Origin of the sequence: Maribacter sp. R86514, assembly GCF_044597005.1 — a bacterium.
GTDB lineage: Bacteria > Bacteroidota > Bacteroidia > Flavobacteriales > Flavobacteriaceae > Maribacter.
This window is the reverse complement of sequence record NZ_CP138999.1, coordinates 2,312,376-2,335,155: the sequence shown is the minus strand read 5'-3', so window position 1 is coordinate 2,335,155 and position 22,780 is coordinate 2,312,376. Positions and strand designations below refer to the sequence as shown.

22 protein-coding genes are annotated in these 22,780 nt (G+C 36.1%); 15 read left to right on the top strand and 7 right to left on the bottom strand.

The window, feature by feature from the left end:
- Positions 1–117: 117 nt before the first annotated feature.
- Positions 118–561: a DUF1569 domain-containing protein gene (locus SJY30_RS10320; RefSeq protein ID WP_396632115.1), complete on the bottom strand. Its 444-nt coding sequence runs from the start codon at positions 559–561 to the stop codon at positions 118–120.
- A gap of 62 nt (positions 562–623) precedes the next feature.
- On the opposite strand from SJY30_RS10320, the gene radC reads away from it, so the two are divergent.
- The 6 genes from radC (at position 624) to SJY30_RS10290 (ending at position 6,315) form a co-directional block, all read left to right on the top strand.
- Positions 624–1,322, top strand: coding sequence for a DNA repair protein RadC (gene radC, locus SJY30_RS10315; protein ID WP_396632114.1), 699 nt, complete (start codon positions 624–626; stop codon positions 1,320–1,322).
- Between the two features lie 48 nt (positions 1,323–1,370).
- Positions 1,371–2,618, top strand: a complete 1,248-nt coding sequence (locus SJY30_RS10310; protein WP_396632113.1) for a polysaccharide deacetylase family protein — start codon at positions 1,371–1,373, stop codon at positions 2,616–2,618.
- Positions 2,611–3,300 carry a YjjG family noncanonical pyrimidine nucleotidase gene (locus SJY30_RS10305; RefSeq protein ID WP_396632112.1) on the top strand — a complete coding sequence of 230 codons (690 nt, stop codon included), beginning with the start codon at positions 2,611–2,613 and terminating at the stop codon, positions 3,298–3,300. The genes SJY30_RS10310 and SJY30_RS10305 overlap by 8 nt, the downstream gene beginning before the upstream one ends.
- 58 nt (positions 3,301–3,358) lie before the next feature.
- Complete coding sequence (locus SJY30_RS10300) at positions 3,359–3,898, top strand: hypothetical protein (RefSeq protein ID WP_396632111.1); 540 nt, start codon at positions 3,359–3,361, stop codon at positions 3,896–3,898.
- Positions 3,895–5,334, top strand: coding sequence for a DUF5723 family protein (locus tag SJY30_RS10295; protein WP_396632110.1), 1,440 nt, complete (start codon positions 3,895–3,897; stop codon positions 5,332–5,334). The genes SJY30_RS10300 and SJY30_RS10295 overlap by 4 nt, the downstream gene beginning before the upstream one ends.
- 78 nt (positions 5,335–5,412) lie before the next feature.
- On the top strand, positions 5,413–6,315 hold the full coding sequence (locus tag SJY30_RS10290) for a hypothetical protein (RefSeq protein WP_396632109.1): 903 nt from the start codon (positions 5,413–5,415) through the stop codon (positions 6,313–6,315).
- On the opposite strand, the gene SJY30_RS10285 is transcribed toward SJY30_RS10290, so the two are convergent.
- The gene (locus SJY30_RS10285; RefSeq protein ID WP_396632108.1) at positions 6,312–7,589 is read right to left on the bottom strand and encodes a replication-associated recombination protein A; all 1,278 of its coding nucleotides are present in this window, start codon (positions 7,587–7,589) and stop codon (positions 6,312–6,314) included. The genes SJY30_RS10290 and SJY30_RS10285 overlap by 4 nt on opposite strands.
- A gap of 138 nt (positions 7,590–7,727) precedes the next feature.
- Here SJY30_RS10285 and SJY30_RS10280 point away from each other — a divergent pair, with 138 nt between their 5' ends.
- The gene (locus tag SJY30_RS10280; protein ID WP_396632107.1) at positions 7,728–8,474 is read left to right on the top strand and encodes a rhomboid family intramembrane serine protease; all 747 of its coding nucleotides are present in this window, start codon (positions 7,728–7,730) and stop codon (positions 8,472–8,474) included.
- A gap of 7 nt (positions 8,475–8,481) precedes the next feature.
- Here SJY30_RS10280 and rlmB read toward each other — a convergent pair whose 3' ends face one another.
- From rlmB to SJY30_RS10255, 5 genes are all read right to left on the bottom strand, one after another.
- Positions 8,482–9,216, bottom strand: coding sequence for a 23S rRNA (guanosine(2251)-2'-O)-methyltransferase RlmB (gene rlmB, locus SJY30_RS10275; RefSeq protein ID WP_396632106.1), 735 nt, complete (start codon positions 9,214–9,216; stop codon positions 8,482–8,484).
- Positions 9,217–9,282: 66 nt separating this feature from the next.
- The gene (locus tag SJY30_RS10270) at positions 9,283–10,578 is read right to left on the bottom strand and encodes an aryl-sulfate sulfotransferase (RefSeq protein ID WP_396632105.1); all 1,296 of its coding nucleotides are present in this window, start codon (positions 10,576–10,578) and stop codon (positions 9,283–9,285) included.
- Positions 10,579–10,663: 85 nt separating this feature from the next.
- On the bottom strand, positions 10,664–11,545 hold the full coding sequence (locus SJY30_RS10265; RefSeq protein WP_396632104.1) for a hypothetical protein: 882 nt from the start codon (positions 11,543–11,545) through the stop codon (positions 10,664–10,666).
- Between the two features lie 11 nt (positions 11,546–11,556).
- Positions 11,557–13,266, bottom strand: coding sequence for a SusD/RagB family nutrient-binding outer membrane lipoprotein (locus tag SJY30_RS10260; protein ID WP_396632103.1), 1,710 nt, complete (start codon positions 13,264–13,266; stop codon positions 11,557–11,559).
- 11 nt (positions 13,267–13,277) lie between these two features.
- Positions 13,278–16,508 carry a SusC/RagA family TonB-linked outer membrane protein gene (locus SJY30_RS10255; protein WP_396632102.1) on the bottom strand — a complete coding sequence of 1,077 codons (3,231 nt, stop codon included), beginning with the start codon at positions 16,506–16,508 and terminating at the stop codon, positions 13,278–13,280.
- Between the two features lie 402 nt (positions 16,509–16,910).
- Here SJY30_RS10255 and rpsL point away from each other — a divergent pair, with 402 nt between their 5' ends.
- From rpsL to rplB, 8 genes are all read left to right on the top strand, one after another.
- Entirely contained in the window at positions 16,911–17,285 is a 375-nt protein-coding gene (gene rpsL, locus SJY30_RS10250) for a 30S ribosomal protein S12 (RefSeq protein ID WP_036152127.1), read from the top strand.
- A gap of 23 nt (positions 17,286–17,308) precedes the next feature.
- On the top strand, positions 17,309–17,785 hold the full coding sequence (gene rpsG, locus SJY30_RS10245; RefSeq protein WP_027064831.1) for a 30S ribosomal protein S7: 477 nt from the start codon (positions 17,309–17,311) through the stop codon (positions 17,783–17,785).
- 6 nt (positions 17,786–17,791) lie between these two features.
- Positions 17,792–19,924 carry an elongation factor G gene (fusA, locus tag SJY30_RS10240; RefSeq protein ID WP_396632101.1) on the top strand — a complete coding sequence of 711 codons (2,133 nt, stop codon included), beginning with the start codon at positions 17,792–17,794 and terminating at the stop codon, positions 19,922–19,924.
- A 9-nt stretch (positions 19,925–19,933) separates the two neighbouring features.
- Positions 19,934–20,239, top strand: coding sequence for a 30S ribosomal protein S10 (gene rpsJ, locus SJY30_RS10235; RefSeq protein ID WP_007094989.1), 306 nt, complete (start codon positions 19,934–19,936; stop codon positions 20,237–20,239).
- A gap of 145 nt (positions 20,240–20,384) precedes the next feature.
- On the top strand, positions 20,385–21,002 hold the full coding sequence (rplC, locus tag SJY30_RS10230; protein ID WP_036152131.1) for a 50S ribosomal protein L3: 618 nt from the start codon (positions 20,385–20,387) through the stop codon (positions 21,000–21,002).
- 4 nt (positions 21,003–21,006) lie between these two features.
- On the top strand, positions 21,007–21,639 hold the full coding sequence (gene rplD / locus SJY30_RS10225) for a 50S ribosomal protein L4 (protein ID WP_036152134.1): 633 nt from the start codon (positions 21,007–21,009) through the stop codon (positions 21,637–21,639).
- A gap of 4 nt (positions 21,640–21,643) precedes the next feature.
- Positions 21,644–21,934: a 50S ribosomal protein L23 gene (gene rplW, locus SJY30_RS10220; RefSeq protein ID WP_036152136.1), complete on the top strand. Its 291-nt coding sequence runs from the start codon at positions 21,644–21,646 to the stop codon at positions 21,932–21,934.
- Between the two features lie 9 nt (positions 21,935–21,943).
- Entirely contained in the window at positions 21,944–22,768 is an 825-nt protein-coding gene (rplB, locus tag SJY30_RS10215) for a 50S ribosomal protein L2 (protein WP_036152138.1), read from the top strand.
- The last annotated feature ends 12 nt before the right edge of the window (positions 22,769–22,780 follow it).

Here is a 22,780-nt window from a genome sequence, read left to right as displayed (position 1 = left end):
TTGTTGCTAGGGCTTTTTTTTTGAATTTGAACTTGACTTTTGAACTTGAATTTGTTTTTTTTCAACAGCCAACAGCCAACAGCCAACAGCCAACAGCCAACAGCCAACAGCCAACAACTAAACGCCGAATTGCTTCAGATGATGATCTAAGTGTTTGTATTGCATTTGTCCCCATTGCTCTTTTGTAAACGATCCAAACGCTGGGTGCGGATACCATTCTTCGCGATCACGAACCGCATAAAAATCGTTCACTAAAGTTTTAAGGGTTTCATGTTCGGTACTGAACACCTTATCTTCTTTTGTTTTTAGCTGAGGTGCGGTAGGTAAATTCTTCCTCCACGGTTTATCATTATATAAAGATTTTTTAAAGAAGGTTTTTATAAACCAATTGCCTTTAGATGTATTTGGTTTATTTTCAATCGCTAATTTTAACGGGTATTGGCAATGCCAACACATTTGCCCAACGGTCATTTTGCCCCAACCTTTCTCAGAGGTTTCTGAGAGTTGTTCTATTCTACCTTTAATTTCTTGGTAAGCCTCTTCGTTCAAAATAGATTTCATGGTCGGTTTTTTAATTGATGTATAAATTTACCATAAAATAATTAGTTCTGTATCTTTAGCCAATGCATGATAAACCCACTTCGTTTTCTATTAAAAATTGGTCAGATGATGATAAGCCAAGGGAAAAACTAGTTCAGAAGGGTCGTTCGGTATTGTCTGATGCTGAATTAATTGCCATTTTAATAGGTTCTGGCAGTAGATCAGAAAGTGCGGTTGAACTGTCTAAACGTATTTTGGCATCCGTAGATAATAACCTAAATGAATTAGGTAGGCTTTCCGTTAAGCAATTAATGACCTTTAAAGGTATTGGAGAAGCAAAAGCGGTAAGCATAGCGGCTGCATTAGAAGTAGGTAGAAGGCGTAGGGGAGAAGATGCCGCCAAAATAGAGAAAATAGGAAGTAGTAAGGATGTATACGAAATTTTACAACCGCTGTTAGGTGATTTAGAACATGAAGAATTTTGGATTCTCTTTCTTAACAACTCCAACAAAGTATTACATAAGGCACAATTAAGCAAAGGTGGTATTACCGGTACTTTGGTAGATGTGCGTATTGTTATGAAACAAGCTTTAGAGCTTGGGTCGGTTGCCATTATTCTTGCCCACAATCACCCTTCAGGTACATTAAGACCTAGTGCTGCCGATAAACAGATTACCCAGAAGTTAAAAATTGCCAGTGAAACTTTAGATATTAAAGTGTTGGATCATTTGATCATTACCCAAAAAAGTTACTATAGCTTTGCAGATGAAAATATTCTATAAATGTTATTGATTTATACACATAAAATCACACCGCGTCTTACCTATATCATGAGGCATATCTTCGTGAATATATTGGGTATTGAGCTAGATTTTACTACCAAGGTAGAAGAGTTTATAAAACATACGGGACCAAAGATCACCTATACAAAACAACCCCTGCAGAACGAATTCTTTATTCGTAGCAATGATTTGTTGTTTGAACAGGGAATTAATGATATTCAGTTGAATATAGGGGATTATGATGGTACGCCTTGCTTTTTTCAGGCAGGGGAAAGAAGCACATTACCTTTTGATATTTTTGCCGCTAGTTTCTTTATGCTCTCTAGATATGAAGAGTATTTACCTCATGTAAAGGATATACATGGTAGGTTTTCTCCTAAAGACAGTATCGCTTTTCAAAACGGATTCCTTAAAAAACCTGTTGTTGATATTTGGGCTTTTAAGCTATTAAATGCACTGAAAGAACGTTTTGCAGATTTGGAATATAAAAACAAAACGTATGACTTTATTTCTGTTATAGATGTAGCCACTTCTCATTGCTATGCCAACCGTGGTCTCATGCGTGGTGTTATTGGGATGTTGATGGACGTAGGTACCTTGAAGCTAAAGAGGGTTGTAGAACGTATTGCTGTGGGATTAAATAGGCAAAAAGATCCTTATGATAATTACAATGAGCTCATCGGTTTGCACAAGAAGTATAAAATAAAATGCAATTTCTTTTTTCAGTTTGCAGATTATTCGAAGTACGATAAAAACGTTTCAACAAATAGTATAAAATTTAAGTCGCTCATTAAGCATGTGGCAGATTATATGCCGGTTTCATTAGCGGCTAGTTATAGTTCATTTTCCGATCTTGAACTTTTAAAAAAGGAAAAGGCAAATTTGGAAGAGGTCATCAATAGACCTGTTAACAATTGTAAAATGCGATATAATAGGGTAGATGTACCGCAAACTTATAGGAATTTGATAGCAGCTGAATTTACGAACGACTTTACCATGGGCTATACTTTTGAGCTTGGTTTTAGAGCAGGTACTTGTACTCCGTTTCAATTTTACGATATTCCGTTAGAGGTAAAGCAGCCCATAAAAGTGCATCCGTTCGCTATGCATGATATTTCCCTATCTAAGATTAAGAAGGATGAAGAAATTTATCGTCAAATAGAATTGTTGACGAATGAGGTAAAAAAAGTTAATGGTACACTGATAGCTATGTTCTCTAATGAAGTTTTAGGAAAGAAGGAAGATAGAGATTGGATGACCGTTTATTCTGAGGTAATAAAACAACAGCATGTTTGAAGGTAAAGTAACAGATATTTTTTTCGATTTGGATCATACCCTGTGGGATTTTGATCAGAACTCGGCACTTACATTTAAGAAAATATTCAACGAGCAAAAGGTTGAAGTCGACTTAGAAGCTTTTCTAGAAGTTTATGTACCTGCAAATTTGAAGTTTTGGAGATTGTTTAGAGAAGATAAAATAACAAAATCAGAATTGCGGTATCAACGTTTAAAATCGGTATTTGATACTATGGGTTATCCGGCTACAGATGATCTTATTCATATGTTATCCGAAGAATACATAAACCATTTATCCTCATTTAATACTCTTTTTCCAAATGCAATAGAGGTGTTAGAGTATTTAAAGCCGAAGTATAAACTACATATTATAACCAACGGTTTTCAAGAAGTTCAAGAAAAGAAGCTTAGAAACGCTGGTATTCATGGTTATTTTGATCAGATTATAGACTCTGAAATGGCAGGAGCTAAAAAGCCCAATCCGGTTATCTTTAATTTGGCTTTAGATAAAGCAGGTGTCTTACCAGAGAAATCATTAATGATTGGCGATAGCTTAGAAGCGGATATTATGGGCGCTAAATCATTAGGGTTCTATACCCTACACTTTAACGCTCATAAAGAAGAAAGTCACAATATTGCTCCTATTATTTACGATTTGCAAGAAATAAAATCCCTTTTGTAGAGTTACTATTACTATAGATGCTTGTCTATATGTATAAAACTTGTTTGAGGTGATGAAAATGGTACGTATTCTGACATTGATAATGGTAGGTCTGCTGCTGGTAACCTCTTGTTCTGAAGAGCAAGATTTTGATCAGTTAAACGATTTAACCATTACCCCAGATTATGAAACCAGTATTTTCTACGTAAAAGCCCAAGAGACCTTGATCAATAGAGTGGAAGGTCTAGATTTTTTTACTCAGGATTTTAATTTTGATGCTTTTGAAGAACCCTTTTTTGCCAATAGGGTGTTAGCTGGAGTGCTAACTTATGAGTTAGAGAACACCACTAGTAAACCTATAGAAATTAGACTAGAGTTTTTAGATGAAGCCGAAAACGTATTGGATACCGAAGTTTTTAGTATGGATCCGGCACCAACGGCAATTCTGCAAAGAGATGTGGCATATGGGGCAACCGGTAAGAGTCTAGATATTATAAAAGCTACTTCAGAAATAAGATTGACCGCTATTAATTTAGGTGATAATAGTAGCGAGTCCACTTTACAAGATCCCGCAATCGTGCTTCGTTCTAGTGCACAATTTACTTTAGATATACGATGAGATTATGCCGATGCTTTTTTATAGCTGGCGTTTTGCTTACTTTGAGTTTAAAAGCTCAGAATAAGCAAATTCTGTATGATTTTAATGAAATACCACAATCACTATCTGTAAACCCCGGTGTAGAATCTGATTTTAAATGGTATGCAGGTGTGCCTATGTTATCTGGTATTTCTGGGTATGGTGGTTCTAATGCTATATCCGTCAATGATATTTTTGCCAACGATGGCATAGATATCAATATAAAATTCAGGGAGCGGGCTTTAGATGTACTTACTTCAAAAGATGAGTTAAGTACCACGATACAAATGGAATATTTGAGTGGCGGATTCAGAAGCGAGAATCCGAATATATTTTACTCGTTTGGCGGATATCTTGAGTTTGACAATATAGGCTACTGGCCTCAAGATTATGCTTATCTGTTATTTGACGGTAACGCTGATCAGTTGGGTAGAAGATATGATTTGGGAGATTTAAAGGTTCGTGGTTCTTTGGTCAATGTTTTTCATTTCGGCATCAATAAAAGAATAGATCGTAATTTAACCGTAGGTGCTAGGGGAAAATTATACTCGGCTATTGCGGACTATAGTTCTTCAACAAATAATGGACATCTAAGTAATGTAGAGGGGCAGAACAATTTAATTGCCACGAATTTAAATGCAGATTTGCTGCTGCGTACATCTGGACTACGAAGTTTAAGGGATGCAAATAACGATGATGCCCTTGGAAATGAAATTATAAGTAGAGCCCTTTTTGGTGGAGATTTGGGTTTAGGTGTAGACCTGGGGTTTACATATCATTTATCTGAACGAACAACGGTTACCGGCAGTTTATTGGACGTAGGATTTATTTATCATTCTGGAGACTCTAAAAGTTATAGTTTAAAAGGAAATACATCTGTAGAAGGTATAGAAATAGATGTACTTGAAAATTTTGCAAGCTTAGATAGAGATTTTTGGCAAGAATTGGTAGATGAAATTGAGGAAGTAGTGCCTTTTGAAACCGACACTAAAGGCTATGTTTCGTTTAGACCTACAAAATTATATGCATCTATTAGAAATGATTTTGGAGAACCTGTGGGTAATGGTGGTTCGCAAAATTGTGATTGTACAGCTGGCTCTTCTGGTGGTGGAGAGTTGCGCACTAAGTACAGAAATTCTTTTGGTGGACAGTTATATATGATCAATAGACCTAGAGGTCCACAAATGGCATTAACAGGTTTTTATACCCGTAGAATAGGTAATGCGTTGGCATTTAAAGGAACTTATACTGTAGATAAATTTAGTAAAACCAATATAGGATTGGGAATGAATATACAAGCCGGACCAGTTAATTTTTATGTTATGGCAGATAACCTGCTATCTTATAATAATATAGCGGCGACCAATTATGCATCTTTTCAACTTGGGTTGAATATTATATCATGGGGTCGTAAATAACACCATATCTTATACGCTTCTTTTATTTTTTTGGCATGCTTTTTTCATATATTACGATGAATTTAAAATTATGTCATTTTGAAAACAGCTATCGCAATACTATTCGCATTTATAGGACTTTCTTCGTATGCCCAAGAGAACTTAGATGATTACAAGTACATTATTGTTCCAAAAAAGTTTGATGCTTTTAAGAATATGAATGAACATCAAACAAGTACGTTGATAAAGTTTCTATTTACAGGTAAAGGATTTACTACGGTATATGACGATCAATTGCCCGATGATTTAAAATTTAATAGATGTTTGGGTGTTGTTGCAGATTTGCAAGATGACAGTAGTATGTTTTCTACTAAAACCATCATTAATTTAATAGACTGTAATGACAACATTGTTTTTAGTACCATGCAGGGTATTAGTAAAGAGAAGGAATATAAAGTTGCCTATAGCGAGGCTATTAGAGAATCGATGCGTTCTTTTAATGGTATCAACTATTCGTATACTGATAAAAAAGATAAAGACAAGCCGTTGACCGTTAGTTTTAAAAATGATGTTAAAAAATTAGACGAGTCTAAAGCCGCTAAGATTTTAAAAGAAGAAAAAGCAAAGGAAAAAGAGAAAGTTGCCAAAAGTACTGCGGTTATTTCTGAGGAAACCGAGAAAACACAATACTATAAAGATCAAACTTCCGTGGCATCCAATATTAAGAAAGCAGAGCCAAAAACATCTGTTTTAAAAGACGTGGAAGTCAAAAAAACAGTTGTAAAAGATATTTGGTACGCACAGGCAACAGAAACCGGTTACCAATTGGTAGATAGCTCCCCAAAGGTTAGAATGAACTTAATGAAGAGCTCTGTAGACAATATTTATATAGCAAAAACAGATGCTAAAACCGGTATGGTATACCAAAAGGACGGAAATTGGATTTTTGAATACTATGAGAACGATAAATTGGTTCAAGAAGAATTGAATATCAAATTCTAAAAGTCATATTTCGTTTTCCATCTATTCTTTATAAAATCGCTAAGCGCTTTTTCCCTGGCATTGTTACCAGGTTTGTAGAAGGTAGTTCCAGTTATTTCATCAGGTAGAAACTCAGCATCCACAAAGTTATTTTGGTAATCATGGGCATATTTATACTCTTGCCCGTAGCCCAAGTCTTTCATTAACTTGGTAGGTGCATTTCTTAAAGGTAGTGGAACGGTTAAATTACCTGTTTGTTTCACTGCCTGTTGTGCTTTTCCTATCGCCATATAACTTGCATTGCTCTTTGCTGAGGTTGCTAAGTAAATTGCACATTGGCTTAATACAATTCGTGCTTCCGGATAACCAATGGAAGTAACCGCCTGAAAAGTTGTATTTGCCATTACCAAAGCGGTAGGGTTTGCCAAACCAATATCTTCTGAGGCTGATATAAGCATTCTTCGTGCTATGAACTTTACGTCTTCACCACCTTCTATCATTCTCGCTAGCCAATACACCGCACCGTTGGGGTCACTACCACGAATAGATTTTATAAAGGCCGATACAATATCGTAATGTTGTTCCCCTGTTTTGTCATAAAGAACCGTGTTTTTTTGAACTTTAGATAGTACCAATGCATCAGTAATGACAATGGTGTCACTTTCTTCAGAATTAACGACCAACTCAAAAACGTTCAACAATTTTCTGCCATCACCTCCAGATATACGTAATAAGGCTTCCGTTTCTTTTAATTCTATTTTTTTTGATTTTAGCAATGCGTCTTTCTCCATTGCCCTTTTGATCAAATTTTCTAAATCCGTTTTTCCAAAGGCATTTAAAATATAGACCTGACAGCGAGAGAGTAGTGCTGGTATTACCTCAAAACTAGGATTTTCAGTGGTTGCCCCAATTAACGTTACCCAACCTTTTTCAACCGCTGCCAAAAGGGAATCTTGTTGAGATTTGCTAAAACGATGTATCTCATCTATGAATAGAATAGGGTTTTTAGCGGTGAACAATCCGCCGGCTTGTTTAGCCTTGTCAATGACCTCGCGAATATCTTTAACGCCACTATTTATGGCACTTAAAACATAAAAAGGTCTTTTGCTCTGTTCTGCTATAATATTTGCTAAAGTTGTCTTTCCTGTTCCTGGAGGTCCCCAAAGAATTAATGAAGGTATAATACCTTTCTTTATTTGATTCGTTAGCGAGCCTTTTTCACCTACTAAATGATGCTGACTAATATATTCGTCTAATGTTTTTGGACGTACGCGTTCTGCTAGAGGTTCGTTCATAATACAAAAATATGATAATCTTAAATGAGAAGAGAAAAGTATGTTGCCAATTGATTGTTAAGTAAGGATTGAAGTGACAATATGACCAATATGCAAACGTTGGTAGTATAATTGTAAGCTATAAAATAAAACAAGCTCATGTCAGAAATGGGACATTTTAAGTTTTCTAATAAAGTGCTGGCTATTCCGCTATTTGCTATGATAGTCATATGGTGCGTGTATTGGGTAGAATTGATTTTGGGGGTGAACTTTAATGAAATGGGGGTAATGCCAAGAACACTATTGGGATTACGCGGAGTAGTTTTTAGTCCGTTTATTCATGGTTCTTTGGAGCATCTTTATAACAATACGATCCCTTTAGCCATTTTACTTACTGCGCTTTGGTATTTTTATAAAGATGTTGCGTGGAAAGTAGTTGTCTATGGCATTATATTATCCGGATTAATAACTTGGCTAATTGGTAGAACATCTTACCATATAGGAGCAAGCGGACTTATTTATGTGCTAGCTAGTTTTATTTTTTTCAAAGGAATATTTAGTTCTCACTTTAGACTAGTAGCACTTTCTTTAATTGTTGTTTTTATATATGGGAGTATGCTTTGGTATATATTTCCCGTTAAGGAAGGAATGTCTTGGGAGGGACATTTAGCCGGTTTTCTCACGGGATTGTTTCTTGCAAAAATGGTGAAAGCACGCATACCACCAACCAAAAAGTATGAATGGGAAAAGGAAGATTTTAAAGAAGAAGATGATTTGTTTTTACAGCATTTTGATGAAAACGGAAACTTCAGGGAACTGCCCATAGAAGAGGAATTCCAGGAAGAAGAAAGTTTTAAATATAACTACATCTTCAAGAAAAGCTCTAAAAGTGATTCAGATAGGTAAATTGAAGTTACAAACGTTGGCGAACCGCTTCGTATAAGAAAACGGCACATGCAACAGAAACATTCAACGATTCAATCTCACCTAATAATGGAAGTTTAGCTCTGTAATCTGAAGCTTTTAGAATAGAAGGTGTAATACCACGATCTTCAGCACCCATAACAATGGCTATAGAATCTGTAAAAGGAACATCATAAACAGAATCATCTGTTTTTTCGGTAGCTGATACAATTTTAATATCCGATGCCTGTAGATAGAAAACAGCATCTTTTAAATGATCAACCTTTGCAATAGGTACCCTATATGCAGCACCGGCAGAGGTTTTAATGGTGTCTGCGGTTACAGGGGCGGCACCTTTCTTTTGAACAATGATTCCGTCAACTCCGGTGCATTCCGCAGTTCTAATAATTGCTCCAAAATTACGTACATCAGATAGCTGGTCCAATAATAAAAATAAAGCGGGACCTTCTTTCTCGTTCGCCTTTTCCACTAAATCTTCAAGAGTATGAAATGCAATAGGGGATATGTTTGCAACTGCACCTTGGTGATTGTTTTTTGTAAGTCTGTTCAATTTTTCAATAGGCACATAGACCATATTGATTTCATTGCGACGCAATAAACTCTCCAGTTCTTTCATAAGGTCTCCTTTAAGACCTTTTTGAAGAAATACCTTGTCTATCTCTTCATTTGAATTGACTGCTTCTATAATGGCTCTTAAGCCATAAATTTGAGTGGTTTTTTGCATGGGGTAAAGGTAAATAAAAACCGCCCAACTATTGTTGAGCGGTTTTAAATATTAGGGATAAATGTTTTAGTTGATTGGTAGGTCTAGGTTGATTATGGCAGTATCGCTATAATCAAAGTGGTAGCCTCTCCAGAAAAAACCGAGTGTATTGTAACGCCATAGTATTTCACCTTTTTGCGATACTTCCCAAAAGCCAAAATCACCTTCAGTTATAAGTACGTTACCATTTGGTAATATATCTGCGCCAGATACTCTGCCTGCAAAAAGATCTGTATCTGTAAAGTTCCATATAATGCTAGGTTCGTTGTTTTGGTTTGATTCTAATATAAAATTTTCTGGAATTTTAAGTTCGTAAACAGTAGATTGGTTTGAATTTAATCCGTTTGAATAGATTAAGATATTTCCTCTTTTTTCTCCGTTAAGTAGATTAGGGTGATGGTTGCGATCAAATAATCTTTTACCGTTTGTATTTTTATAAGTGCTGGGATTTCCAAATCTATAAACTAAATCTCCTCCTACGTTATAATTTCCTCCAATTTTGGATTTAGCTTGTTCACTTGTAGTACTGTGGTCAATTACCCATATTTCACTGTAGTAGTTAACACTTAAGTAGATGAGGTCTTTGTTGGCATCATAGTCTATGCCATTTGCATGACTTACATCACCTAACTCATTTTGCACCTCTAAATAGTTTATATCAATACGCCTTGGGTTTAAAGCAACATCATTGAAATTTTCTTTTGCTTCGTCTAAGTCTTGAACTAAGTGATCCCACATATGCCACTCCCATACAATTTCATTTGTTTGAGGATTTATTTCTAAAATAGCGTCATATATAATTGGAGTATCAGCCTTAAAACCAATTTGGCTTGCTTCTTCTCTTGATTTCTTTTCCCATGAAAGAAATAGAATGTTTCCGTTTGGTAACATTTTTGTATCGTGATGGGCTATATGATTTTCATCTGAATATTCATAACTCCATTCTACATTACCATCTTTATCCATTATAGAAATTAAACCCCCATATCCGCCAAGTGTAATTTTAGGATTTTCAGATTCTAACATGGCTAAAAGTCTACCATCATCCAATAATGTTGCATCGTTTCCTAATCTTTTTCCTTTTAGATTCCATTCATGAATTACAGCAGTTGTTTTATCCATAAGATAAACACTATTGGCAGAGGCATCGTTTATTAAGATTAGTCCGTCATAAACGTTTTTACCATCAAATACTTCTAAACCTTCTTTAATCGGAAAATTTAAGGTATTTATAGTTTCGCTATCATCACTATCACACGAAGTCAGATAAAGTAAAGAAGCTAATAAAATATATAGTAACTTCTGATCAGGGATTTTTTTCATATCAGGCTAAAATAATTGAAATAATTTATAAAAAAAAGGCTGTCTTAAAAAGACAGCCTTTAAGTTAATCGTGATTTATTAATATTTAATCACATGTGTTGAATTGTTCTCCTTCAGCTGGACCGTTGGTTCTGTTACCATCGCCAATACCATCTTCAAGAATAACTTCACCATTTGGATCAGTGAAAGTGTAAAGATTTTCTCCTTCCCAGTCTCCTGCTGTATACGTGAATAAAAATCTAGAAGTACCTGCAGGTACTGTTATGGTTTCTACTTTTAATGGACCAGACGTAGCGTAATCTGTTTCTACGCCGTCAATTGAAATAGTAATGAAACCACCGTTCCATCCATCACCGTAAATATCTTCCATTTCTAACGTGTAATCACCAGGTTCAGGTGTTTTAAAACAAACAACTACAGAAGAATATCTAAATGGAGTTACGTGAGATGTTGTTCTAACGTTAACTCCTGTATCAGCTGCAGAAAATGACCTGCCATCTGTAAGGTTCAAAACATATCTCAATATAAAAAGATCTCCACCATCGATATCGTCAGCTGTAAGTCCAACAAGATCAAGCATAGTATCTCCGCTAATTGAATACGTGTGTTCTGGAAAACCTGAATCACCTATTGCAAACGCTGAACCTGGTACATTCTCAACAAATGCTTCATCAACCGTTATAACTTCGTTGTTTACAGGTGTTGTATCTGCAAACAAAAGATATAAATCGATAGATTCTACAGTATCGTTTTCATCAAAATCATTGAATAAAACCGTATTTGTCAAAGTAGATTGAGCGGGGTCTAACTTATTGATAGTTCCACCAACAGTAGATACCGTTGATAGTACCGCACCTTCATTGGCTGCTACTATATCTTCATCTAACGGGGTTTCATTGTATTCACATGAAGTTGTGAATACTAGTAGACTCAATGAGCCGTAAACTAATTTTCTTAAATTTTTCATTTTTATTTTTTTTAATTAATGAAACCAGTAGCTGGGTTTGTATCCCAGAATACTTGTTCTGTTACGTTATCTTTTTGATCAGAATTTGAATTGTTGGATACACTAACGGTTGGGTAGAAAAATGATCTAATAAAATTATCTACTGCACCAGCTCTTATTGGCTGTAAATCATTTGGTGTGCCAGTTCTTCTATAGGTATTATATGCCTCTACACCATTACCGTATAAAGCGATATGATATTCAGTACCTATAATATTCATTCTCTCGTCATCTGAAGTGGCATTCATGTAGTTGGCCGTTACTTCATCAATATAGTCTGATATCTCAGTTTCTGTTGGTTCAAAACCAGTTCCAGCAGCTTGGTCTGATCCAAATGCCACAACCTTGTCAATAGACTGTGTTACGCCTTGAATTAAATAGGTTAAAGCGTCGCCATTTGTATTTAGTGTCAATGCAGATTCTGCCAACATGAAATTTACGTAAGATGAAAGCATAATAGGTGAAATTCCTTGACCTTGCGTACCTACACTTCTGCTTACGATTGGTTCAAATGAGCTATCGTCAAACACGCCGCCTACTGGATATACGCCAAAAGTCGCCCTTGATCCAGTATCTGGTGGAATACCTGAGTTATCTCCATGATCTCTACCCCAGTATCCAGGGAAATCTGTTGTACAAAAAGGAATAGAAAAACCATAATGTTCTGGAGGTAATGCTCCAAAGCAATCCTGTTCTACGGTATTTTCTGCATTTCTATCTAATTGTCTATAGAAATAGTAACGTAGCCTAGGGTCTACAACGGTTTTATCGTTCACCCCTGCATTTAACTCGTTCATTAAATGATTTGACATATAATCTCCAATTACACCAGGAGAATCAAATTCACCAGCAAAACTTGGATGTCTACTATCTGGGTTGTTGTCTGTAGCAGACCAGTTAAATTGAAAATCATCTGAAGCAGAAGTAATGTATTCACCTGAATCTATAATAGCGTTTATTCCACTAGTGGAAATAGTGCTATTTACAAATTCTGAATCACCAGAAGACAATAATCTAGATTGTAGATAAATTTTCAACTTTAAGGTATTTGCAAATTTGATCCATTTTTCGCTGTCGCCTGCATAGAACAAATCTGATGAATATGTAATGGCAGATGTAGCGTTTAGGTTAGCAATAGCATCATCTAATAAGTCTAACATAGCACCATAAGTTTGGTCACCAGGATCTCTACTAGGATTAGAGATGCCAGCCACTGCTTCAGAGTAAGGAATGTCACCCATAAAATCAACTAAGGTGGTTACCGCATAAGCCTCTATGATTTGTGCTATTCCCAAATGTTGAAATGCTTCTTGTTCTATAGCTAATGGCTCAAGGGCTCTATTATTAGAAATAATGGTAGAATATACTTGCTCCCATTCAAAGTTAAATTCGTTTGCAGTATAAGAGTTTTGATAAACCAGACCATTCATATGTCCTAATCTTGTAACTTCCATACCTGGGTTAGACATACCTCCATTACCACCGCTAGCAGTAGTACCTTCAAAGAATTCGGCTAAAGTTACCTCGTTTGAATTTAGGAAAAAGTCCAAATTGGCCTGAGATAATGAAATGGCATCTGGATCATCTAGTAAATCCAATTCTATAGTTTCACATGCTGTGCCAAATACAAGCAGGCCAGCGGCGAATATTTTTAATAATGATTTATGATTTATTTTTTTCATTTTTATTTTTTTTAAAATTCAACTTTCACACTAAAGCCATATCGAGCAGCACTAGGACCAGAAAAGAAATCTAGACCTTGGTTGTTGCCAACACCTGTACTATTAACGTTAACATCAAAGTTAGCGTCCTTAGGTGTGTTGAAAGATCTGTACCATAGGTTAGACCCAAGTATTGTAAAGTTTATTTTTGAAAAAGGAGTGTTTCTCAACATTTTTTCAGTAAAGTCATATGATAGGCTTACCTGATTCAAACGTAGCATACTACCATCATATATTTTGAAATTAGATGGACCGAATAACCAGTTGTTAAAGGCTATATCTGTAGCGTTGATTTGAACATTGTTAGGATTGCCAGTTGTTTGGTTTACGCCAGGCAATATGTAAGTACCTTCTCTAGAAAATGGAAACTCGATTACACCTCTATTTTGTAATGTAGAAATTGTTCTTGAATATACATCACCGCCATGTCTGTATGCTAAATCTACTCCTAATTTTAAAGTTTTGTAGCCAATATTGGTTCTAAAATTAGCTGTGTAATCGGCATTAGGGTCACCAATTACATTATCGATACTAGCAGTTGCAACGTAGTTACCATCATCACCAACTAGTAAATTGCCATCGTCGTCTGTCTCAACAGTAGAACCTAGAAAAACACCATAAGGTTGTCCAACTACCGCGCCATTTCTTGCATCAGCTGTAGTTGCAGAACCACCAATTGTAATGTTGTCTACACCATCAGGTAGTCTAGTAATTACAGGCTCATCAGCGTAGAATGTTAAGCCAAAGTCTAAATTAACACCGTCAGGGTTTCTTAATAAATCTAATGTCAAACCTAATTCAATACCTTCATTTTCTAAATCTCCAGCATTAATGTAAGTCTCAGTAAAACCTTCACTTGGTGGTAAATCTCTAAACGTGATTAAATCTGTGGTTTTTCTTTTAAATACACTTGCATTAAGCCCAATTCTATTATCCCAAAGTTTTGAGTCGATACCAAATTCAATTTCATTGACAAGTTCAGGTGTAAGGTCAGGGTTTCCTAATAATCCGTCTGTATCATTACCAGATAGATTTGTTCCTGCTTGGTTAACAAACAAATTACCATTTAATGCCAAGGTTGTTCTTGTTGTATATACTGGAGGGAATCCTGCAGAAGAACCATAACCAAATCTAAGTTTCAAGTAGTTTAATGCTTTCCCTTGCAAACCATCAAATGCTGCGGTTGGTATAAAAGATAAACTAGCAGATGGATAAAATACCGTATTGTTACCTGTTTCTAGTGTTGACGTCCAGTCGTTACGACCTTGTGCATTTAAATAAAGGTAATTTTCATAACTTAAGGTTAAATCGGCAAAGGCACCAAATGTATTTTGTCTGCTTCGAGACTGAAGAGGGTTTCCAGTGAATGAATTAACTGTAGATTGCTGTGTAAAGTTAAAGTGTCTTAGAACCCCAAATACAACCTGGTTGCTACTTTCTACACCATCTCTGTCAAATTCTTGACGGTTAGAGTTAAAACCTAAAATACCTTTAAAGTTTACTTTATCTGATACATCTTTATCATAATTAATAGAGAAATTATGATCAAAGGTTGAACTTACAATACTCGTAGTTCTTAATTGCCCTAATGGATTGCCATCGATACCTCCCTTATTTTGTGCATAAAATCCGTTCTCGGTATATGTGTTGAAACCAAATCTATAAGCGGCTGATAAATTATCGTTAAACTGATAAACCGAACTAAAACTAGTATATATGTTTGTAGTTTTTTGACCAGTTTTATTATTCTTTACTGTCCAAAAAGGGTGTTGTATACCATTAGTTTCTCTGTAGTATAATGATCCGCCATCCAATCTTTCAAAAGGAATATTTACTAAATCTACGTTTCTTGGAGTATAAAATAAATCACTAAAGATAGAAGCTCCTCCACCGATTACACCACTACCTCTTGAAGCTGCAATAGGAGGTGATTTGTAATCTGTAACTGCTACGTTCATAGACGCATTAACTCTTAGTTTGCCTAAAGTACCATTACCGCCCAAAGTATAACTATTACGAGATAATTCGTTACCAGGTGTAAAACCTTCGTCGTCTAGTTTAGTATAACCTACATTATAACCGAAATCACTATTACCGCCAGATAAGTTAATGTTAGTAGTTGTACTAAATCCTGTTCTAAAAAAGTTTTTTACACTGTCATATGGTTTTAATTCATATTCAGACGCCGCTAAATCTTCGTAACCTTCAATAAAAGCTTGGTTAACATTTGTGGCGAAAGGATGCGTAACAAAAACAGTTCCGTCCTCTCCCGATCTGATAAAGTAATCACCGTAAGATGCTGAAGGATCTTTGAATCTAGGTCCCCAGTTACTGAAAAACCATCCAAAGCCATTGTTGAAACCACCTGCATATTCATCTTGATATGTTGGTAGGTGTGGTGTACTTTGAAATACAGATTGAGAAATTGATAACTTTGAGCTACCTTGTTTGTTAGATCCAGAACCAGACTTTGTTGTAATTAAGATTACACCGTTTCTACCTCTGTTACCATAAAGTGCCGTTGCACTTAGACCTTTAAGAATACTAATATCTTCAATATTGTTAGGGTCAATATCTAGTGAACGATTTGATTCTGTTACATTATCAAAGAAAGCACTTTGCTGGTTTGCACCACTGTCAAAAGGAATACCGTCAATAACAAAAAGTGCTTGGTTATTACCGGTAATAGAAGTGTTACCTCTAATAACTATATTAGATGAAGAACCGCTTAAGCCGTTAGACGCTGTGATATTAACACCAGGAGCTTTACCTTGAAGAAGTCTACCTAAATCGCCTTCAGGTTTTTGCTCAAGCTCTTCTTTGCTTACTTTACTAACTGCATAACCAAGAGATTTCTGTTCTCTTTTAATCCCTAATGCAGTTACAACTACTTCGTCAAGTGCTTGTGCATCCTCTTCCATAGATACATTGACAGTTGAACTTGTGCCTACGGTAGTTCTTTGAGCTTTTTGCCCAATGTAGGTAAACAATAATGTTTGCCCCTCTGAGGCCATGATAGAGTAGTTACCATCAAAATCAGTTTGTGTACCCGTAGTGGTACCTTCAACTACAATGTTAACCCCGGGCAAAGGAAGCCCTCCTTGATCAGTAACCGTACCGGAAACTGTTTTTTGCTGTGCAAAAGAAATATGCACAACTAACGCCAATAGTAGCGTTAACAATCCATTTAGTTTTGTTCTCATTTTTAAATTATTTGAATTAGCTAGCGACAAACATCACAATAATGTGTTAATAATGCAAGATAATTTTAATAAAACTTTAAGATGTTGTTGTAAAATTAGAAGTTACAGATTAAACACGATCCATATTTAAAGTTATATAATTCAACATGGTTATTTTTGTCATATTCGCAATTCTTCAAAAAAATACAGAAAAACTTGCATTTTGTTCAGATCGAAAATTGTATGGGATTTGGTGATTAACTGACAAGATTTAAAGGCATACTAACTATGGTTTATTCGGTGTGAAAATGTGGTAATCAAAAAAAAATAAAAATAATTACGCAAGGGTTTGAATTATAATGAAATATTACTACATTTGCCGACCCTTAAAGTAGGGGTAATTTTTATATATTATTTAATAGTATGCCAACAATATCACAATTAGTACGAATAGGAAGAGAGACGATTACTAAGAAGAGTAAATCGGCTGCTTTGGATTCGTGTCCTCAAAGAAGGGGTGTTTGTACACGTGTTTATACTACCACGCCTAAGAAACCAAATTCAGCTATGAGAAAAGTAGCAAGGGTAAGGTTGACTAATGGTAAGGAAGTGAATGCTTACATTCCAGGAGAGGGTCACAATCTTCAAGAGCACTCGATAGTATTAGTAAGAGGCGGAAGAGTTAAAGATTTACCAGGAGTTAGGTATCATATTGTACGAGGTGCATTGGACACAGCAGGTGTGGCCGGTAGAACACAACGTAGATCTAAATATGGTGCAAAACGCCCTAAGAAGTAATTAAACTTGTTTAAAAGGAAGTAATGAGAAAAAGACAGGCAAAGAAAAGACCACTTTTACCAGATCCAAGATTTAACGATCAGTTGGTGACACGTTTCGTCAATATGATGATGTGGGATGGTAAAAAATCAGTTGCTTTTGGTGTGTTTTACGATGCTATTGATATCGTAGATGCAAAGAAGACTGATGAAGAGAAAACAGCTTTAGAGCTTTGGAAGGATGCATTAAGTAATGTTATGCCACACGTTGAAGTTAGAAGTAGAAGAGTTGGTGGTGCAACATTTCAAATTCCAATGCAAATTAGACCAGACCGTAAAATATCAACAGCTATGAAGTGGTTGATTAGTTATGCAAGAAAGCGTAACGAAAAAGGTATGGCTCAAAAATTGGCTGGAGAGATTTTAGCTGCTGCAAAAGAAGAAGGTGCGGCTGTTAAGAAAAGAGTCGATACGCACAAGATGGCTGAGGCAAACAAAGCATTTTCGCACTTTAGATTCTAAATAGACATGGCAAGAGATTTAAAATTTACAAGAAATATAGGTATTGCAGCACATATTGATGCTGGAAAAACTACTACTACAGAGCGTATACTCTTTTATACGGGTGTTAGTCATAAGATAGGTGAGGTGCATGATGGTGCTGCGACTATGGACTGGATGGAGCAGGAGCAAGAAAGAGGTATTACAATTACTTCTGCTGCAACTACATGTACATGGAAGTTTCCTTTGGAGAATGCAAAGGAGTTACCTGATACAAAAGATTATCACTTTAATATTATTGATACTCCGGGTCACGTTGATTTTACCGTAGAGGTAAATCGTTCTTTACGTGTTTTGGATGGTTTGGTCTTTTTGTTTAGTGCTGTTGATGGTGTTGAGCCTCAGTCAGAAACTAACTGGAGATTGGCTGACAATTATAAAGTTCCAAGAATTGGTTTTGTGAACAAAATGGACCGTCAAGGTTCTAATTTCCTTATGGTGTGTAAGCAAGTTAAGGAAATGTTAGGTTCTAATGCTGTGCCAATTGTACTTCCTATCGGTGAAGAAGCTGATTTTAGAGGTATTGTTGATTTAGCTAAAAACAGAGCTATTGTTTGGCATGATGAAGGTTTCGGTTCTACATTTGATGTTATCGATATTCCTGAAGAAATGAAAGCTGAGGTTAAGGAGTATAGAGCTGCCTTAATTGAAGCTGTTGCAGAATATGACGAGGAGTTGATGGAGAAATTCTTCGAAGACGAAGATTCTATTACTGAAGAAGAAGTACACGCTGCGTTAAGAGCTGCGGTTATGGATCGTGCTATCATTCCTATGATATGTGGATCTTCATTTAAAAATAAAGGTGTTCAATTTTTATTGGATGCTGTTTGTAGATATTTACCTTCTCCAGTAGATAAGGATGATATCGAAGGAACCAATCCTGATACAGGTGCTGTTGAAAAACGTAAGCCTAATGTAAAAGAGCCGTTCTCGGCTTTAGCATTTAAGATTGCTACTGATCCTTTCGTAGGTAGATTGGCATTCTTTAGAACATATTCTGGTCGTTTGGATGCTGGATCTTATATATTGAACAATCGTTCAGGAAAAAAAGAACGTATTTCTCGTATTTATCAAATGCATTCCAATAAGCAAAATGCTATCGATTTTATCGAAGCAGGTGATATTGGTGCGGCTGTAGGTTTTAAGGATATTAAGACTGGTGATACCATGTCTGATGAAAAGCACCCAATTGTTTTGGAAAGCATGGACTTCCCAGAGCCTGTAATTGGTATTGCGGTAGAGCCTAAAACGAAAGCTGATGTTGATAAATTAGGTATGGCTTTAGCTAAATTAGCTGAAGAGGATCCTACTTTCCAAGTAAAAACTGATGAGGCTTCTGGTCAGACAATTATATCTGGTATGGGCGAGCTTCACTTAGATATTATCGTTGATCGTTTAAGAAGAGAATTCAAGGTTGAAGTTAGTCAAGGTGAACCTCAAGTAGAGTACAAAGAGGCGTTAACTAAAACGGCTGGACACAGAGAAACTTATAAGAAGCAATCTGGTGGTCGTGGTAAGTTTGGTGACATTGTATTTGAAATGGGACCTGCTGACGAGGATTTCGAAGGTGATGGGTTACAGTTTGTTGATGAGATTAAAGGTGGTCGTATTCCAAAAGAATTTATACCGTCAGTTGAAAAAGGATTTACCGTTGCTATGCAAAATGGTCCTTTAGCTGGGTATGAAATGGATTCAATGAAAGTTGTACTTAAGGATGGTTCTTTCCACCCTGTGGATTCAGATGCACTTTCGTTTGAATTGGCTGCTAAAATGGGTTACAAAGCTGCGGGTAAAGCTGCCGGTGCTGTAATTATGGAGCCTATAATGAAATTGGAAGTTATTACCCCTGAAGAAAATATGGGTGATATCGTTGGGGATTTGAATAGACGTAGAGGTACTATTGGCGATATGAGTGATAGAGCTGGAGCAAAAGTGGTTAAAGGTACTGTTCCTTTATCTGAAATGTTCGGTTATGTTACTTCGTTGAGAACTTTATCTTCAGGTCGTGCAACTTCAACAATGGAATTTTCACATTATGCGGAAACTCCTTCTAATATCTCGGAGGAAGTTATTAAAGCAGCAAAAGGTATAACAGCATAAATTTAGGACATGAGTCAGAAAATTAGAATAAAACTTAAATCTTACGATCACAATTTGGTGGATAAGTCTGCTGAGAAGATTGTAAAAACGGTAAAGACTACCGGTGCTGTTGTAACAGGACCAATTCCTTTACCAACACATAAAAAGATATTTACGGTTTTGCGTTCACCGCACGTAAATAAGAAATCTAGAGAGCAGTTCCAATTAAGTTCTTATAAGAGATTATTGGATATCTATAGCTCTTCATCTAAAACTATTGACGCACTTATGAAGTTAGAGCTTCCAAGTGGTGTAGAAGTAGAGATTAAGGTGTAATTCACAATCTAATCCTTAGTATGGGTTAGATAACATGTCCTAAGCTGCGTGCGAGGGAAAAACGGAAAAAATAATTTAGGGTTAAATTATTTTGACCCTATTTTTTTGAATAGAATTTAATAAGTAATAATTAATATAAATAAGTATGTCTGGGTTAATAGGAAAGAAAGTAGGCATGACCAGTATTTTTGACGAGAATGGAAAAAACATTCCATGTACCGTTATACAGGCTGGACCATGTGTAGTTACCCAAGTCAGAACCGAAGAGGTCGACGGGTATAGTGCCCTTCAACTTGGTTTCGATGACAAGGCAGAAAGTCGTGCTATTAAGGCTGAATTAGGCCATTTTAAAAAAGCAGGTGCTTCTCCTAAGAAAAAAGTCGTTGAGTTCCGAGATTTTGAAGGTGAATTTAAATTAGGTGACACTGTTGGTGTTGATGTTTTTGCTGAAGGACAATTCGTAGATGTTATTGGTACATCTAAGGGTAAAGGTTTTCAAGGTGTTGTAAAACGTCACGGATTCGGTGGAGTTGGTCAAGCAACTCATGGTCAGCATAACAGACTTAGAGCTCCTGGTTCTATTGGTGCTGCATCATATCCTGCAAGAGTATTTAAAGGTATGAAAATGGCCGGTAGAATGGGTACTGATCGTGTAACGGTTCAGAACCTTAGAGTTTTAAAAGTAGTTCCAGAAAAGAATCTTTTAGTAGTAAAAGGTTGTGTTCCGGGCCATAAGAATGCTTATGTAACCATACAAAGGTAGAGTAATGAAGATAGCAGTTTTAGATATTAAAGGAAAAGACACAGGTAGAAAGGCAAACCTTTCTGATGATGTTTTCGCTATAGAGCCTAATGATCATGCAGTTTACCTAGATGTAAAGCAGTATTTAGCTCACCAGAGACAAGGTACGCACAAAGCAAAGGAAAGAGCTGAGATTGCTGGTAGTACTAGAAAAATTAAGAAACAAAAAGGTACAGGTACTGCGAGAGCAGGTAGTATTAAATCTCCAGTCTTTAGAGGTGGTGGTAGAATATTTGGCCCTAGACCTAGAGATTATAGTCAAAAGTTAAATAAAAACTTAAAGCGTTTGGCAAGAAAATCTGCATTGACTTTAAAGTCTAAGGAAAATGCAATTTTAGTAGTTGAAGACTTTGATTTTGACACTCCAAAAACTAAAGATTTTGTTCAGGTTTTAAAGACTTTAGGTCTTGAGAATAAAAAGTCTTTAATAGTGTTGGGTGATTCAAATAAAGGTGTATATTTGTCTTCGCGTAATTTTAAAGGCTCAGAAGTTATAACTAACTCAGAATTAAGTACTTACAAAATTCTTCATGCTAATAGTGTGGTGTTGTTAGAAAGCTCTTTAGAAGGAATTGAATCGAATTTAAATAAACAATAATATCATGAGTGTGTTGATAAAACCAATTATAACGGAAAAGATGACTGCTGATAGCGAGTTGAATAACCGTTATGGATTCGTAGTTGACCCTAAGGCTAACAAGTTGCAGATTAAAGATGCGGTTGAAGCTACTTATGGTGTTTCTGTGAAGAAGGTTCGTACAATGAATTACGGTCCTTCAAGAAAATCCAGATATACAAAAACTGGTGTACAGCATGGAAAAACAAATGCTATTAAGAAAGCAATTGTTGATGTTGTAGAAGGTGATATTATCGATTTTTACAGTAATCTATAAAGACAAGAAATGTCAGTTAGAAAATTAAAACCAATCACTCCAGGACAGCGTTTTAGAGTAGTAAATGGATTTGACGCCATTACTGCTGATAAGCCGGAGAAAAGCTTGCTTGCTCCGTTAAAAAAGTCGGGAGGTAGGAACAGTCAAGGAAAGATGACCATACGCCAAAAAGGTGGTGGTCATAAAAGAAGGTATCGTGTAATAGATTTTAAGAGAGACAAACAAGATGTGTCTGCTACTGTTAAGACTATTGAATACGATCCAAATAGAACTGCATTTATTGCTCTTTTGGAATATGCAGATGGTGAGAAGCGTTATGTAATCGCTCAAAATGGTTTACAAGTTGATCAGCAGGTTTCTGCTGGTGCTACAGTGGCTCCTGAGATTGGTAATGCATTGCCGTTAAGCGAAATTCCATTAGGTACTATAATTTCATGTATTGAGCTAAGACCTGGTCAAGGAGCTGTTATGGCGCGTAGTGCTGGTACATTTGCTCAACTTATGGCGAAGGACGGTAAATTTGTTACTGTTAAGATGCCATCAGGTGAAACTAGATTAATTCTTTCTGGTTGTATGGCAACTATTGGTGCTATATCTAACTCGGATCATCAATTATTGGTATCAGGTAAAGCTGGTAGAAGTAGATGGTTGGGTAGAAGACCTAGAACTAGACCGGTAGCTATGAACCCTGTCGATCACCCAATGGGTGGTGGTGAAGGTAGAGCTTCAGGTGGTCATCCAAGATCGAGAAACGGAATACCTGCTAAAGGATTCAGAACTCGTTCTAAGACCAAGAGCACCAACAAGTATATAATAGAACGTAGAAAGAAATAAAAAAGTAGAAAG